This window comes from Mycobacterium colombiense (assembly GCF_003284935.1).
Classification (GTDB): domain Bacteria; phylum Actinomycetota; class Actinomycetes; order Mycobacteriales; family Mycobacteriaceae; genus Mycobacterium; species Mycobacterium arosiense_A.
Window position 1 is genome coordinate 14,886 of record NZ_QMEV01000033.1, and the last position, 17,149, is coordinate 32,034.

Consider the following 17,149-nt stretch of genomic DNA (forward strand, 5'->3'; position numbering starts at 1 on the left):
TTTTGCGGTGCGACGGCAGGAAGTATCGCCATGAGTGACATGAGGGGCCGCCTGCCATGAACGGCAACACCGAAGAGCTCGTCCGGGCCCTTCGCCATTCGCTGAAGGAAAACGAGCGGCTCAAGAGCGAAACCCGCCAATACCTGGCCTTGTTAGCGGATAGCGCAGCCGAACCGGTGGCGGTGGTGGGCATGGGCTGCCGGTATCCGGGTGGAGTGAATTCGCCGGAGGCGTTGTGGCAGATGGTCGTTGAGGGCCGCGACGTGGTCACCGAATTCCCCGCCGATCGCGGCTGGAACCTGACGGGCCTGTTCGATGACGACCCCGACGCGGTGGGCAAGTCCTACGCGCGATGCGGCGGATTCCTCTCGGACGTTGGCGATTTCGATGCCGCGTTCTTCGGCATCGCGCCCAGCGAGGCGCTGGCGATGGACCCGCAACAGCGACTGCTGCTCGAGGTGTCCTGGGAGGCGTTGGAGCGGGCCGGAATTGACCCCGTCACCCTGCGCGGTTCGGCGACCGGTGTGTTCGCCGGCATATTCCACGGCTCCTACGGGGGTCAGGGCCGGGTGCCGGGCCACCTGGAGCGCTACGGCCTGCGCGGCTCGACGCTGAGTGTGGCCTCGGGCCGGGTGGCCTATTCGCTGGGGTTCGAGGGCCCGGCCGTCTCGGTGGATACGGCGTGTTCGTCGTCGTTGGTGGCCCTGCATCTGGCGGCGCAGTCGTTGCGTGCCGGCGAATGCGATCTGGCGCTGGCCGGCGGCGTGACGGTGATGGCCACGCCGGCGATGTTCATCGAGTTCAGCCGCCAGCGCGCCCTGGCCGCCGACGGCCGGTGCAAGGCGTACGCGGGTGCCGCCGACGGCACCGGGTTCTCCGAGGGCGTCGGCGTGCTGGTGCTGGAACGGCTGGCCGACGCGCGGCGGCACGGGCACTCGGTGCTCGCGGTGGTGCGCGGGTCGGCGGTCAATCAGGACGGCGCCTCCAACGGCCTGGCGACGCCCAACGGGCCGTCGCAGCAACGGGTGATCCGGGCGGCGCTGGCCAACGCGCGGCTGGGCATCGCCGACGTCGATCTGGTCGAGGGCCACGGGACGGGCACCACGCTCGGCGATCCCATTGAGGCCCAAGCGGTTCTGGCCACCTACGGCCAGGACCGGCCGGACGATCGGCCGCTGTGGCTGGGCTCGATCAAATCGAACATGGGTCACACCTCGGCCGCCGCGGGCGCCGGCGGGGTGATCAAGATGGTGCAGGCGATCCGGCACGGGGTGATGCCCAAGACGTTGCACGTCGATGAGCCGACGCCGCACGTGGATTGGACGGCCGGGGCGGTGTCGCTGCTGACCGAACAGCGGCCCTGGCCGGCCGTGGACCGGCCGCGGCGCGCGGGCGTCTCGTCGTTCGGCATCAGCGGCACCAACGCGCACGTCATCGTGGAGCAGTACGTCGAGGAGCCGGAAAACGCCGCGCCCACAGGCGATGACGTCATCGTGCCGTGGGTGCTGTCGGCCCGTTCGGGTGAGGCACTGGCGAACCAGGCCGCGCGGCTGCTGGCCCGCGTGAAGGCCGATCCCCGGGTGCGGGTCCTCGACGTCGGCTGGTCGCTGATCGCGACGCGGTCGCGCTTCGAGCACCGGGCGGTGATCGTGGGCGCCGACGGCGCGCAGTTGCTGCGCGGGCTGGCGGCCCTGGCGGCCGGCGAGCAGGGCGCGGGCCTGGTGGTGGGCCGGGCGCAGCAGACGGGCAAGACGGTGTTCGTGTTTCCCGGCCAGGGTTCGCAATGGGTCGGCATGGGCGCCCAATTGCTGGACAGTTCACCGGTGTTCGGCGAGCACCTGCAGCTCTGCGACAAGGCGCTCGCCGAACATGTCGACTGGTCGCTGATCGACGTCATCCGCGGCGCGCCGGGCGCACCCGGACTGGACCGGGTGGACGTGGTGCAGCCGGCGCTGTGGGCGGTGATGGTGTCGCTGGCTGAGCTGTGGCGCTCGGTGGGCGTGACGCCCGACGCGGTGATCGGCCATTCGCAGGGCGAAATCGCGGCGGCCTGCGTGGCGGGCGGGCTGTCGCTGGAAGACGCCGCCCGCGTGGTCGCGCTGCGCAGCCGGCTGCTGGTGCAGTTGTCGGGCCGGGGCGGCATGGTCTCGCTGGCCTGCAGCCTGTCGCGCGCCGAGCAGCTCATTGCCGACTGGGGCGAACGACTCAACATCGCGACCGTCAACGGCGTTGCGGCGGTGGTGGTCTCGGGTGAGGTGGACGCCCTGGCGGAGCTGATGCAGCGATGCGAGGCCGACGACATCCGGGCCCGCAAGATCGACGTCGACTACGCGTCGCATTCGGCGCAGGTGGACGCGATTCGCGAATCCCTCGCCGCCGCTCTGGAGGGCCTGGCGCCGCGATCGTCCGCGGTCGCCTTCTTCTCCACGGTCACCGGCGAACCGATGGACACCGCGGGCCTGAACGCCGACTACTGGTTCCACAGCATCCGCCACACCGTGCAATTCGAAAAGGCGGTGCGCGGCGCGTGCGATGCGGGCTATCGGGTATTCGTCGAATCCAGTCCGCACCCGGTGCTGATGACCGCCATCGAAGAAACCGTGCCCGCGGGCGAGGGCGCGTGCGTCATCCCGTCGCTGGGCCGCGAGGACGGTGGCCTGCACCGCTTCTGGCTGTCCGCCGCGGCGGCCCACGTCGCCGGGGTGGGGGTGGACTGGCGCGCCGCGCTGTCCGGCCTCGGTGGCCGCCACGTCGACCTACCGACGTACGGGTTTGTCCGGCAGCGCTTTTGGCTTCCCGGCGGATCGACCGGGTCGCACGACGTCGCCGCGCTGGGCCTGGCGGCCGCCGAGCACGGCTTGCTGGGAGCGGTGGTGCCGCGGCCCGATTCCGGTGGCGTGGTGCTGACGGGCCAATTGTCGACGGCGGCCCACCCCTGGCTGGCCGATCATGCGGTGGGCGAGACGGTGTTGTTCCCGGGTGCGGGAATCGTCGAGCTGGCCATCCGCGCGGGCGACGAGGTCGGTTGCGCGGTGATCGACGAGCTGACCCTGTCGGCTCCCTTGCTGCTGCCCGCGGCCGGGGCCGTGGATGTGCAGCTGGTAGTCGGCGGCCCCGACGAGTCGGGCCATCGGCGGCTGGCCGTGTATTCGATTGATGCGCAGCCGAATTCGGAGTGGGTGTTGCATGCCGAGGGGATGCTGCGGCCGGGTGAGGTGACACCGGCCGCGGACTTCTCGATCTGGCCGCCCGTCGGGGCGACCGCAGTGGACGTCGCCGGCGCCTATGCAAGCCTGGCGCAGCGGGGCTACGCCTACGGCGACGCCTTCAAGGGCCTGCGGGCGATGTGGCAACGCGGGGACGAACTCTTCGCCGAGATCGCCGTGCCCGAAGCCGCCGCCCCCGACGGCGGCTTCGGAATACACCCCGTGCTTTTGGACGCCGCGTTGCACGCTATCGGCGTCGCCGCCGGCCAGGACGACACCGTGCTGCCGTTCTCCTGGCAGGGCGTGTCGCTGCACGCGTCGGGTGCGTCGCGGGCGCGCGTCCGGATCGCACCGACCGGCGCCGGCGCCGCCTCGGTCGAATTGGCCGACGGCGCGGGACTGCCGGTGCTCTCGGTGCGGTCGTTGGCCATGCGCCCGGTCACACCCGGGCAGTTGACGGCGGCGGCCCCCACCCGGCGCTCGCCCGCCGAGGGGCTGCTCGACCTCACCTGGTCGCCGGTCGCGCTCGGCGGCGGTGGCGCCGCCGCCACGCTGTGGGAGCCGGGCGTGGACGGTGGCGACGTGGTGAAGGCCGTGCACGCCGCGGCCACCGAGGCATTGGCGGTGCTGCAATCCTGGCTGCGCGACGACACCGCAGGGGTGCTAGCCGTGCGCACTCGTGGGGCCGTCGCCCTGGCCGGCGAGGACGTTGCGGACCTGGCCGGCGCGGCGGTGTGGGGCCTGGTGCGCTCGGCGCAAGCGGAGCACCCGGGCCGGGTGGTGCTGATCGACTCCGATGACTCCGTCGACGTCGACGCGGTGATCGGTTGCGGCGAACCCCAAGTCGTGGTTCGTCAGGGCGTGGCCTATGCGGCGCGATTGCGACCGGGGCGCGCGCGCGGCGCGGTCGAGTTGCCGTCCGCGGACTGGCGATTGGACGCCGGCGGCGAGGGCACCCTGGAGGACCTCGTGGTAAGCCGTTGCCCGCGAGCGGAATTGACCGCGGGGCAGGTGCGGGTGGCGGTGGCCGCGGTCGGGGTCAACTTCCGCGACGTCCTGGTGGCCCTGGGGATGTATCCGGGCGGGGGCCAGCTGGGTGCGGAGGGTTCCGGCGTCATCGTCGAGGTGGGGCCCGACGTGACGGGCCTGGCCGTCGGCGACGCGGTGATGGGGCTGCTCGGGGTCGTCGGTTCCGAGGCGGTGGTGGATCAGCGCGTGGTGACGCCGGTGCCGCCGGGGCTGTCGCTGGTCGCGGCCGCGGGCGTGCCGGTGGTGTTCCTGACCGCGCTGTACGGATTGTCGGTGCTGGGCGGGCTGCGCGCCGGTGAGCGGGTCCTGGTGCACACCGCCACCGGTGGGGTGGGCATGGCCGCGGTGCAGCTGGCGCGGCATTGGGGCGCCGAGGTGTTCGTCACCGCCAGCCGCGGCAAGTGGGACACCCTGCGCGCGATGGGGTTTGACGACGATCACATCGGCGATTCCCGCACGACGCAGTTCGAGAACACGTTCGCGTCGTCGACCGGCGGGGCCGGCTTCGACGTCGTGCTCAATTCCCTGGCCGGTGAGCTCACCGACGCGTCGTTGCGGCTGTTGGCCCCCGGCGGTCGTTTCATCGAGATGGGCAAGACCGACGTACGGGATCCGGGCGTCGTCGCCAAACAATATCGGGGCGCGGTGTACCAGGCGTTCGACCTGATGGAGGCCGGACCCGACCGCACCGCAGCCATGCTGGCCGAGATCAACGGACTGCTGGCGGACGGGGTGGTAAAACCGTTGCCGCTGAAGATGTTTGACGTTCGCTGCGCCGCAGCGGCCTATCGGTACGTCAGCCAGGCACGCCACATCGGCAAGGTCGCGCTGACCGTCCCGTCCGGGCCCGGCGAGGTGCTCAGCGGCTGCGGCGGCGGGCTGGCGGGGGCCAGCGTGGTGATCACCGGCGGCACCGGCATGGCCGGTTCCGCGCTGGCGCGCCACCTCGTCGACCGCTACCGGGTGGCCCATGTGGTGCTGGTCAGCCGGACCGGCGACCGGGCGCCGGGGGCCGCCGACCTGGTGTCCGACCTGCAGCGCTCCGGCGCGCAGGTGTCGGTGGTGGCCTGCGATGTCGCCGACCCCGAGGCGGCCGCGGCGATGCTGGCCGACATACCGGCGCGGTATCCGCTGCGCGGAATCATCCATGCCGCAGGCATTCTCGACGACGGGTTGATCTCATCGCTGACCCCCGACCGGGTGGACGCGGTGCTGCGCGCCAAGGTCGACGGGGTGTGGAACCTGCACGAGCTCACCCGGCACTGCGATCTTTCGGCGTTCGTGGTGTTCTCATCGATGGCCGGGATCGTGGGAACCCCGGGGCAGGCGAACTACGCGGCGGCCAACAGCTTCCTCGACGGGCTGGCCGCCCACCGGCGCGCCCACGGACTGCCCGGCCTGTCGCTGGCCTGGGGCCTGTGGGAGCAGGCGTCGGCGATGACCGCGCACCTCGGGGACCGCGACAAGGCCCGGATGAGCAGGATCGGGCTGGCGCCGCTGTCCACCGAGCAGGCGCTGGCCGCGTTCGACGCCGCGATGCTGGCGGACGCTCCGGTGCTGGTGGCCGCGCGGGTGGACCGGGCCGCCCTGTCCGACAACGTCGCCGCGCTGCCCCCGCTGCTGTCCGAACTCGTCGCCGGCCCCACCCGGCGCGTCATCGTCGACGCGGACGTCACGGCGTCGACGACGGGCCTGTCGGCGCGCCTGCACGGGCTGAGCCCCGAGGCGCGACAGCGCGAGCTGGTCGACCTGGTCCGCGCCAACGCCGCGATGGTGCTGGGGGTGCCCAATCCGGCGGACATCAACACCGGCAGCGCCTTCGGCGAGCTCGGCTTCGACTCACTGACCGCCGTCGAACTGCGTAACCGGCTCAAAAATGCTACCGGACTTACCCTTTCGCCGACGCTGATCTTCGACTACCCGACGCCCACCGTGCTGGCCGCGCATCTCGACACCGAACTCGCCGGCACCGCCGGCGGCGACGAACCGCCGAATCTGATGGGCCGCTTCAACGACATCACCCGCGAACTGCAGGCGCTGCTCGGCGCGCCCACCTGGAATGCCGACGACCGATCCGTGCTGCGGGCGCGCATTCAGCGCCTGCTGGCCGCGCTGCCGCCGAGCGACCTCTCCGACGCCGAACACCTCGACGACGACCTCGACGCCGCCACCGAAAGTCAACTCTTTGCGATCCTCGATGAAGAACTCGGCCGCTGACCCCCCGCAAGGAGCAACGATGCCGGGCACCTCGCAGCACGTCGACTACCTGAAACGCCTGACGGCGGATCTGCGGCGGACCCGGCGGCGCGTCGCGGAACTGGAGGGCCGGCTTTCCGAACCGATCGCGGTGGTCGGCATGGCGTGCCGCTACTCCGGCGGCGTCGAATCGCCAGAAGACCTGTGGGAATTGGTGATCCAGGGCCGCGACACGGTGTCGGACTTTCCGGCCGACCGCGGCTGGGACGTGGAGGGATTGTACGACCCCGACCCCGACACCAAGGGAAAGATGTACACCCGCCACGGCAGCTTCCTGCGCGACGCGGGCGACTTCGACGCCGGGTTCTTCGGCATCGGGCCCAGCGAGGCGCTGGCCATGGATCCCCAGCAGCGGATGATGCTGGAGATCTGCTGGGAAGCGTTGGAGCGGTCCGGCATTGACCCCTTCGCGCTGCGCGGCTCGGCGACCGGAGTCTTCGCCGGGGTCATCCACGCCGGTTATGGCGGAGAGGTCAAGGGGGAGCTGGAGGGTTACGGTCTCACCGGCTCGACGCTCAGCGTGACCTCGGGCCGGGTGTCCTACGTGTTGGGGCTGGAAGGCCCCGCGGTGTCGGTGGATACGGCGTGCTCGTCGTCGTTGGTCTCCATGCACCTGGCCGCGCAGTCGCTGCGCTCGGGGGAATGCGATCTGGCGCTGGCCGGCGGCGTGACCGTGATGGCCACCCCCGCGGCCTTCGTGGAGTTCAGCCGCCAGCGCGCGCTGGCGCCCGACGGTCGCTGCAAGGTGTACGCCGGTGCGGCGGACGGGACTTCGTGGTCGGAGGGTGCCGGCGTCCTGGTGCTGGAGCGGTTGGCCGACGCCCGGCGCCTGGGACATCCCGTGTTGGCCGTGCTGCGCGGCACCGCGGTGAATCAGGACGGCGCGTCGAACGGCCTGACCGCGCCCAATGGGCCGTCGCAGCAGCGGGTGATCCGGGCGGCGCTGGCCAACGCGGGGCTGACGGCCGCGGACGTGGATGTGGTCGAGGGCCATGGCACCGGGACGGTGCTCGGGGACCCGATCGAGGCGCAGGCCCTGCTGGCGACCTACGGGCAGGATCGCGCCGTGGATCGCCCGCTGTGGCTGGGGTCCATCAAATCCAACATCGGCCACACCTCGGCCGCCGCGGGGGTGGCGGGGGTGATCAAGATGATTCAGGCGATCCGGCACGGGGTGCTGCCCAAAACGCTGCACGTGGACGTCCCGTCGCCGCACGTGGATTGGTCGGCCGGTGCGGTGTCGCTGCTGACCGATTCGCGGCCGTGGCCGGATCACGGCGGGATACGGCGGGCGGGTGTCTCGTCGTTCGGGATCAGCGGCACCAACGCGCACGTCATCGTGGAGCAGGCCCCCGCGCCACCCGAGGGTGACGCAGAACCCGTCCAGGTCACATCCGATCCTGTTGTCCCATGGGTGGTTTCGGCCCGATCGCCCGAGGCGCTGGCCGGACAGGCGCAACGGCTGCTGGACCGGCTGACCACCGACTCGGGGCCGCGGTCGGTGGACGTGGGTTGGTCGCTGGCGACCACCCGGGCGGCCTTCGAGCATCGCGCGGTGCTGGTCGGTGCCGACCGCGCCGCCCTGACCGCGGGGTTGGCCGCGCTGGCGTCCGGGCGCCCGGATCCGGCCGTGAGGGTCGGCCGGGCCCGGTCGGTGGGCAAGCGGGTGTTCGTCTTTCCCGGTCAGGGGTCGCAGTCGCTCGGCATGGGTGCCGAGTTGTACGAGCGGTTCCCGGTGTTCGCCCGCGCCTTCGATGAGGCCATCGCGGCGGTGGATGCGCACGCCCGGCTGCCGCTGCGCGAGGTGATGTGGGGCACCGACCCGGAGCTGTTGCAGAGCACCGAATTCGCCCAGCCGGCGCTGTTCGTGGTGGAGATCGCGCTGGCCGCGCTGTGGCAGTCCTTCGGTGTGACACCGGATGTGGTGATCGGCCACTCGGTGGGCGAGGTCGCCGCGGCGTGCGTGGCCGGAGCGCTGTCGCTGCCCGACGCGGCCCGGCTGGTGGCGGCGCGCGGACGGCTGATGGCCGCGCTGCAGGCCGGCGGGGTGATGGTCGCCGTCGCCGCGACCGAGGCCGAGGTGGCCCCGATGCTGAACGGTGCCGTGAGCGTCGCGGCGGTCAACGGCCCGCAATCGTTGGTGCTCTCCGGTGAGCAGGCCGCGGTGGGAGCGGTCGCCGACCGGTTGGCCGCCGGCGGCGCGCGGGTGCACCGGCTGGCGGTCTCGCATGCGTTTCACTCGCCGTTGATGGAACCCATGATGGACGACTTCGCGGCGGTGGTGGCCGGGATCTCGGCGGCCGAGCCGCGAATTGCCTTGGTGTCCAACCTGACCGGGCAACAGGCCGGCCCCGATTATGGCTCGGTCGGGTACTGGGTGGACCACGTGCGGCGGCCGGTGCGGTTCGTCGAGGGCGTTCAGCTGGCCGAATCCCTGGGTGCCGGCGTGTTCCTGGAGGTGGGACCGGGCGCGGCGTTGACGTCCGCGGTGGAACAGTCCCTGACCACCGACCGTGCGTCGACCGTGGTGACGATGGCCAAGGGCCGCCCCGAGGTTGACTCGCTGCTGCGGGCGGCGGGGGAGATGTTCACCGGCGGCGCCGAGGTCCGGTGGGCCGCGGCCTTCGCCGATCTGCACGCCCGGCGTATTGAGCTGCCCACCTACGCCTTTGTGCGACGGCGCTTTTGGCTGTCCGGCGATGCGGTGGGTTCGGCCAACATCGCCAGCCTCGGCCTGGCCGAGGCCGAGCACCCGTTGCTGGGCGCGGTGGTGGACCGGCCGGATTCCGGTGGCGTGGTGTTGACGGGGCGGCTCTCGGTGGCCGCCCAGCCATGGCTGGCCGACCACGCCGTCGCCGGCACGGTGCTGTTTCCCGGCGCCGGGTTCGTGGAGTTGGCGTTGCGGGCCGGCGACGAGGTCGGCTGCTCGATGGTCGAGGAGTTGACGCTGTCGGCGCCACTGGTGGTTCCGTCGCCGCCGGCGGCCGGCGTCGTGCACCTGCAGGTCGTGGTGGCCGCGGCCGGCGAGGCGGGCACCCGCTCGGTCGCCGTCTATTCGCGTGCCGCGCAAGCCGATTGGGTGCTGCACGCCGAAGGCGTACTCAGCGACGGATCGCCGCCCGCACCGGCCGCCGACCTGTCCGTGTGGCCGCCGCTGGGCGCGGCCGCGGTGGACGTGACCGGCGCGTACGACGGCCTGGCCGCCCGCGGCTATGGATACGGACCGGCCTTCCGGGGGCTGCGCGCCGTATGGCGCACGGGCACCGAGACTTTCGCCGAGGTCGAACTCCCGCAGCAGGCCGGCGTCTCGACCGGCGGCTTCGGCATCCATCCGGTGGTCCTGGACGCGGCGCTGCACGCCCCGGGGGTGGCCGACGAGCGGATCGAGACGGTGTTGCCGTTCTCGTGGCAGGGCGTGAGCCTGTATGCCGCGGGCGCGTCGCGGGTGCGGGTCAGGCTGGCACCGGCCGGTCCCGGTGCCGTCTCGGTCGAGCTGGCCGATTCGTCGGGCCTGCCGGTCCTGTCGGTGCGCGAGCTGGTCACGCGCGCCGTCACGGCCGACCAGTTGACCGCGGCGGTGGCGGCCCGGTCGGGCAGCGGCGAGCTGCTCGACGTGGTGTGGTCGCCGGTATCGTTGCCGGACAACGGCATTGGTGCAGAGGTCACCGTCTGGGAGTCCCCGGCGGCGGATGCCGACGCGGTGGCGTCCGTGCACGCGGCGGTGCACGAGGCCCTGGGGGTGCTGCAAGACCGGCTGGCCGGCGACCTGGACGGGGTCCTGGTGGTGCAGACCCGCGGCGCGGTGGGGCTGGCCGCCGACGACGTCGAGGACCTGGCCGGTGCGGCGGTGTGGGGGTTGACGCGTTCGGCGCAGGCCGAGCACCCCGGTCGCGTGGTGCTGGTCGACACCGACGGAACGCTCGATGTCGCGACCGTGATCGGTTGCGGCGAGCCGCAACTGGTGGTGCGCGACGGGGTGGCCTACAGCGCCCGGCTGAAGCCGGCCGACCGGCGACCCCCGCTGCGGCTGCCCGATCCGCCGTCGGCGTGGCGGCTGGCCGCCGGCGACGCCGGAACGCTCGAAGACCTGGCGGTGCAGGAGTTTGCGCCGCCGCCGCTGGAGGCCGGCCAGGTGCGGGTGGCGGTGGCCGCGGCCGGGGTGAACTTCCGCGACGTGCTGGTGGCGCTGGGTATGTACCCGGGCGCCGCCCAGCTGGGTGCGGAGGGTGCGGGGATCGTCACCGAAGTTGGCCCGGGCGTCACCGATGTGGCCGTCGGGGACCCGGTCATGGGGATCTTCGGGCTGGCGGGCTCCGAGGCGGCCGTCGACCGCCGATTGGTGACCCGCGTGCCGCGGGGCTGGTCGATGGCCCAGGCCGCGGCCGTGCCGGTGGTGTTCTTGACGGCCTATTACGGGCTGTCGGTGCTGGCCGGCCTGAGCGCCGGGCAGCGGGTGCTGGTGCACGCGGCCACCGGCGGGGTGGGCATGGCCGCGGTGCAGCTGGCCCGGCACTGGGGCGCGGAGGTTTACGCGACGGCCAGCCGCGGCAAGTGGGACACCCTGCGCGCCATGGGGTTCGACGACGCGCACATCGCGGATTCCCGCACGCTCGACTTCGAGCAGAAATTCGCCGCCGGGGGCATCGACGTGGTGCTCAACTCGCTGGCCGGGGAGTTCAACGACGCGTCGTTGCGGCTGCTGGGTCCCGGCGGCCGCTTCATCGAAATGGGCAAGACCGATCTGCGCGACCCGGACGCGGTCGCCCGGGCCCATCCCGGCGTGACGTATCGCGCATTCGACCTGATGGAGGCCGGCCCCGACCGCCTCGCCGAGATGCTGGCGGAGTTGATCCGGTTGTTCGCGGCCGGCGCCCTGACTCCCTTGCCCGTCAAGGCCTTTGACGCGCGCAGCGCCGCCGACGCCTACCGGTTCGTCAGCCAGGCCCGCCACATCGGCAAGGTCGTGCTCACCATGCCGGACGGTCCCGCCGGGCTGGCCGGCGGCACCGCGCTGATCACCGGCGGGACCGGCATGGCCGGTTCGGCGCTGGCACGTCATCTCGTCGAGCGGCACCGGGTCCCCCACGTGCTGCTGGTCAGCCGGAGCGGCGAACGCGCCGACGGCATGGCCGAGCTGGCCGCCGAACTGCGCGGCGCGGGAGCATCGGTGTCGGTGGTCGCATGCGACGTCGGCGACCGCCAGGCCGTCGCGGCCCTGCTGGCGCAGGTGCCGGAGCAGTACCCGCTGCGTTCGGTGTTCCACGCCGCGGGCGTGCTCGACGACGCGGTGATCGCCTCGCTGACGCCGGCGCGCGTGGACACGGTGCTGCGGGCCAAGGTCGACGGCGCCTGGAACCTGCACGAGCTGACCCGGGAACTGGATCTGTCGGCGTTCGTGACGTTTTCGTCGATGGCCGGCATCGTGGGTGCCCCCGGCCAGGGCAACTACGCGGCGGCCAACAGCTTCCTCGACGCGCTGGCCGCGCATCGTCACGCTCACAGGTTGCCGGGGCTCTCGGTGGCCTGGGGGATGTGGGAGGAATCCTCGGCGATGACCCAGCACCTCGGCGAGCGTGACAGGGCCAGGATGAGCCGCGCCGGGCTGAGCGCGTTGACCACCCGGCAGGCGCTGGACCTGCTGGACGCCGCGCTGCTCGGCGAACACCCCATGGTGGTGGGCACCCGACTCGACCGGGGCGCGCTGGCGCACCACAGCGCCACGCTGCCGCCGCTGCTGAGCCAGTTGGCCGCCCGCCCGGCCCGCCGGATGTTGGAGCACACCGACATGGTGTCCCTGACGGGGCTGCGGGCGCGGCTGGACGGCATGACCGCCGAGCAGCGGCACAGCGAATTGGTGGAACTGGTCTGCAGCAACGCGGCCACGGTATTGGGCCACAGCACCGCCGACGTCAACGCCGACGATGCGTTCGGCGACCTCGGGTTCGATTCGCTGACCGCCGTCGAGCTGCGCAATCGGCTCAAAATCGCCACCGGCCTCACCCTTTCGCCCACGCTGATCTTCGATCACCCCACGCCGGGCGCGCTGGCCGAACACCTCGGCGCGCAGCTGACCACCAGCGGGCCGGCCGCGCCGCCCGATCGGACGGCCCGCTTCGACGACATCGCCCGGGAACTGCAGGCACTGCTCAATCAGCCCGGCCTGAGTCCCGGCGACAAGCAGCGGCTCGTCACCCGGCTGACCGGCCTGTTGGGCACGGTGCCGGACCCGGCACCGGCGCCGCTCCCCGAACACCCCGAGCACGCGTTCGACGACGACATCGCCACCGCCACCGACAGTCAGCTGTTCGCCATCCTCGACGACGAAGTCGGCCCCTGACTTGCCCCCGACAGACGTCGCGATCATCGGGCTGGCCTGCCGGTTTCCGGCCGCGGCCGACCCGTCGGCGTTCTGGCGCCTGATCCGCGACGGGCGGGAGGTCACCCAGTTCGCCGGGGACGCTGGCGAATTCGACGCCGACTTCTTCAACCTGTCGCCCCGCGAGGCGTCCGCGATGGACCCCCGGCAGCGCCTGGCCCTCGAATTGACCTGGGAGTTGCTCGAAGACGCCTTCGTGGTACCGGAAACGGTTCGGGGACACGAGGTCTCGGTGTTCCTCGGGGCGATGACGGACGACTATGCGGCGCTGATGCTGCGCGATCTCGCCGACAACCTGGATCACCATAGCTTCACCGGGATCAGCCGGGCGATGATCGCCAACCGCATCTCGTACGCCTTCGGGTGGCGCGGGCCCAGCATGACCGTCGACTCCGGCCAGTCGTCCTCGTTGGTGGCGGTGCACCTCGGCTGCGAAAGCGTGCGCACCGGGCGGTCGACGCTGGCCGTCGCGGGCGGTGTCCACCTCAACCTGTCCGACGACATCGCCATGCTGGAACGGGAATTCGGCGCGGTGTCGGTCTCGGGCCACACCTACGCGTTCGATCGCCGCGCCGACGGCTACGTGCGGGGCGAAGGCGGCGGACTGGTGCTGCTCAAGCCGTTGGCGACCGCCCTGGACGACGGCGACCGCATCCACGCCGTCATTCGCGGCGGTGCCGTCGGCAACGCCGGGCACGGCGGCACCGCCCAGACCGTCCCCTCGGCCGGCGGCGAAGCGGGCGTGATCCGGCGCGCGCTCGCCGATGCCGGCCTGGGCGTCGGCGACATCGACTATGTCGAGGCGCACGGCACCGGGACGAAGGTGGGCGACGCGGTCGAAGCCCGGGCGCTGGGCGAGGTCTTCGCCGAGCGCGCGGCCGGCCCGGTGCGGGTGGGATCGGTGAAGACCAACATCGGCCACGCCGGAAGCGCCGCGGGAATCGCGGGCCTGCTCAAGGCCGTCCTCGCGGTCGAGCATGCCGCGATCCCGCCCAGCCTCAACTACGCCGAGCCCGAGACGGATTTGAATCGCCTTGGGCTGCACGTCAATACCGCACTGGCACCGTGGCCGTCCGGGGATCGCCCGCGGCGGGCGGGGGTGTCCTCGTTCGGCATGGGCGGCACCAACGCGCACCTCATCGTCGAGCAGCCCCCGGGCCTGCCGGAAACCGCGCCACCGCAATCGCCCTCGGACGAGGCGGTGCCGTGGGTGCTGTCGGCCCGCTCCGAACGGGCGCTGGCCAACCAGGCCCAGCGGTTGTCGGCCGCTCTGGCCGACCGCGACGATGTGCGGCCCCTCGACGTGGGCTGGTCGCTGGTCAGCACCCGGACGCTCTTCGAGCACCGCGCGGTGGTGGTGGGCGGTGACCGTGCGGCGCTGGCAACCGGGTTGGCGGCGGTCGCCGCGGGGGAGCCGCGGCCAGGCGTCGCGGTGGGCCGGGCGGTACCGGTGGGCAAGACGGTCTTCGCGTTCCCGGGCCAGGGCTCGCAGTGGTTGGGCATGGGGCGGCAACTCTACGACCGGTTCGACGCGTTCGCCCGCGCGTTCGACGAGGCCGCCGCGGCGGTGGACGCGCAGCTGCGGTTGCCGGTGCGCGAGGTGATGTGGGGCACCGACCCGGAGTTGTTGCGCAGCACCGAGTTCGCGCAGCCCGCCTTGTTCGTCGTGGGCCTCGCGCTGGCGGCGTTGTGGGAGTCCCTCGGTGTGACACCGGATCTGGCGATGGGGCACTCGGTCGGTGAGATCGCGGCGGCGTGCGTGGCCGGGGTGCTGTCGCTCGCGGATGCGTCGCGCCTGGTGGTGGCGCGTGGACGGCTGATGGCGCAGCTGCCGGCGGGCGGGGTGATGGTGGCCGTCGAGGCGGGCGAAGCCGAGGTGGCCGGGCTACTGGCCGACGGGGTGAGCCTCGCGGCGGTCAACGGTCCCCACGCCGTGGTGCTGTCCGGCGCGCAGTCCCCGGTGGAAGCGGTGGCGGACAGGCTGGCCCGGATGGGCCGGCGCGTGCATCGGCTGGCGGTGTCGCACGCGTTTCATTCGTCGCTCATGCAGCCCATGGTGGCGGAATTCGCCGCGGAGGTGGCCGACGTCGAGGCGAGGGAGCCGCGAATCGGGTTGGTGTCCAACCTGACCGGCCGCCCGGCCGGGGCCGGGTACGGCTCGCCACAGTACTGGGCGGCGCATATCGGCCAGCCGGTGCGCTTCTTCGAGGGGGTGCGCGCCGCCGAGGCGGGCGGCGCCGGGATCTTCGTGGAACTGGGCCCGGGTGCGGCGTTGACCGCGGCCGTCGACCAGTCGTTGACCGCCCCGGGCGCCGTATCGGTGCCCACCATGACCAGGGACCGCCCCGAAACGGAATCGGTGCTGGACGCGGCCGGCCGGGTGTTCACCCGCGGCCTCGACCCGAACTGGGCCGGGGTGTTCGCGGGGCTGCATCCGCGGCGGATCGCGTTGCCGACGTATGGCTTTGCGCGGCAACGCTTTTGGCTGGGATCCGCGCGAGCCGCCGCGGCGCCGCCCGCCACGGCCACTCGGGCACCCGACCTGGCGCACCGGCTGCACGGATTGGCCGCCGCCGACCAGCACCGCGTGTTGCTCGAACTGGTCTGCGAGCACGCGGCGGCCGTGTCGGGGCATCCGGACGGCCACGCCATCGCTCACGACCGCGCGTTCGCCGACCTCGGGTTCGACTCGATGATCGGGGTCGAACTGCGCAACCGTCTCACCAGCCATACCGGGCTGGCCTTGTCGCGGACGCTGATCTTCGATTACCCGACGCCGGCCGCGCTGGCCGATCATCTGCGCCGGCAACTGCTGCACGACGAGCCCGAATCCGACGACGAAAGAATGTGGTCGACGCTGCGTAAGATTCCGGTGCGCGAGCTTCGAAGAACGGGACTGCTCGAGAAACTTTTATTGCTTGCCGGCGCACCGGAAACCCCGGCCGCCGACGCAAATCCCGCCGCCGACGAGATCGACTCATTGAGCCCGGATGCGCTGATCGCGATGGCGCTGAGCTCGGCGGATGAGGAAGACGGCGAACGATGAATTCCCCGCTGGCGGATATGATTACGCGAACACAAAGGCGTGCTAATAAGGCATGTGTTGAATACGAGAAACTTTTGCACGGCCACCCCGGGCCGCATAAACTTCCGGCATTAAGGGGAGTCGTGTTTACGCTGGTTGGCAGTCAAGAGAGCAGAGCATGAGCGTCATCGCGGGTGTATTCGGCGCGTTGCCGCCGCATCGCTACAGCCAACGCGAAATCACCGACCAGGTGGTCAAATTCCCCGCGCTGGCCGAACACGAAGACGTCGTCCGGCGCCTGCACGCCGCCGCCAAGGTCAACAGCCGCCACCTGGTGCTGCCCCTCGAGCGCTACCACGAGCTCACCGACTTCGGTGCCACCAACGAGATGTTCATCGACAAGGCCGTGGAGCTGGGCTGCGACGCGCTGCTGGGTGCGCTCGACGAGGCCGGGCTGCGACCGCACGACATCGACATGATCGCCACGACGACGGTGACCGGCATCGCGGTGCCGTCGCTCGACGCGCGGATCGTAGGCCGCCTGGGTCTGCGCCCGGACGTGCGGCGGATGCCGCTGTTCGGTCTGGGTTGCGCGGCCGGGGCGGCCGGCGTGGGGCGGCTGCACGATTATCTGCGCGGCGCCCCCGACGGCGTCGCCGCGCTGGTGTCGGTCGAGCTGTGTTCGCTCACCTTTCCCACCGTCCGGCCGACCGTGTCGGGTCTGGTCGGGACGGCGATGTTCGGCGACGGCGCCGCCGCCGTGGTCGCCGTCGGTGATCGTCGCGCCCAGCAACTGGATTCCGCCGGGCCCGACATCGTCGATTCGCGCAGCCGCCTGTACCCCGAATCGCTGCACATCATGGGCTGGAACATCGGCTCGGACGGCATGCAGCCGGCGATGTCGCCGGAGCTGCCGAACGTCATCGACCGTTACCTGGCCGACGACGTGCACACCTTCCTCGCCGCGCACGGGCTGACGAAGGACGACATCGGCGCCTGGGTCACCCACCCCGGCGGCCCCAAAGTGATCGACGCGATCGCCAAGACCCTGGAACTGCCCCCGGAGGCGCAGGAACTGACCTGGCGCTCGCTCGGGGAGGTCGCCAACCTCTCGTCGGCGTCGGTGCTGCACATTCTGCGCGACACCATCGCCAAGCCGCCGCCCAGCACCAGCCCCGGCCTATTGCTCGCGATGGGGCCCGGCTTCGGTTCCGAACTGGTGCTGCTGCGCTGGCACTGAGCGCCCGGCTGCGTGGT

At 71.9% G+C, this 17,149-nt stretch carries 4 protein-coding genes; all 4 read left to right on the forward strand.

Annotated elements, in window-relative coordinates:
* Positions 1-56 precede the first annotated feature (56 nt).
* The 4 genes from DQP57_RS15565 to DQP57_RS15580 all read left to right on the forward strand — a co-directional run bounded on the left by DQP57_RS15565 (position 57) and on the right by DQP57_RS15580 (position 17,132).
* Positions 57-6,452: a type I polyketide synthase gene (locus tag DQP57_RS15565; protein ID WP_112633800.1), complete on the forward strand. Its 6,396-nt coding sequence runs from the start codon at positions 57-59 to the stop codon at positions 6,450-6,452.
* Positions 6,453-6,471: 19 nt separating this feature from the next.
* Complete coding sequence (locus DQP57_RS15570) at positions 6,472-12,828, forward strand: SDR family NAD(P)-dependent oxidoreductase (protein ID WP_430919375.1); 6,357 nt, start codon at positions 6,472-6,474, stop codon at positions 12,826-12,828.
* A 1-nt stretch (position 12,829) separates the two neighbouring features.
* Positions 12,830-15,913, forward strand: coding sequence for a type I polyketide synthase (locus tag DQP57_RS15575; protein ID WP_112633802.1), 3,084 nt, complete (start codon positions 12,830-12,832; stop codon positions 15,911-15,913).
* 157 nt (positions 15,914-16,070) lie between these two features.
* Positions 16,071-17,132: a type III polyketide synthase gene (locus DQP57_RS15580; RefSeq protein WP_112633803.1), complete on the forward strand. Its 1,062-nt coding sequence runs from the start codon at positions 16,071-16,073 to the stop codon at positions 17,130-17,132.
* Positions 17,133-17,149 lie beyond the last annotated feature (17 nt).

Excerpts from the sequence above, each read along its gene's own strand:
- DQP57_RS15570 (WP_430919375.1), top strand. The coding sequence starts at position 6,472 with ATGCCGGGCACCTCGCAGCACGTCGACTACCTGAAACGCCTGACGGCG.
- DQP57_RS15565 (WP_112633800.1), top strand. The coding sequence starts at position 57 with ATGAACGGCAACACCGAAGAGCTCGTCCGGGCCCTTCGCCATTCGCTG.
- DQP57_RS15580 (WP_112633803.1), top strand. The coding sequence starts at position 16,071 with ATGAGCGTCATCGCGGGTGTATTCGGCGCGTTGCCGCCGCATCGCTAC.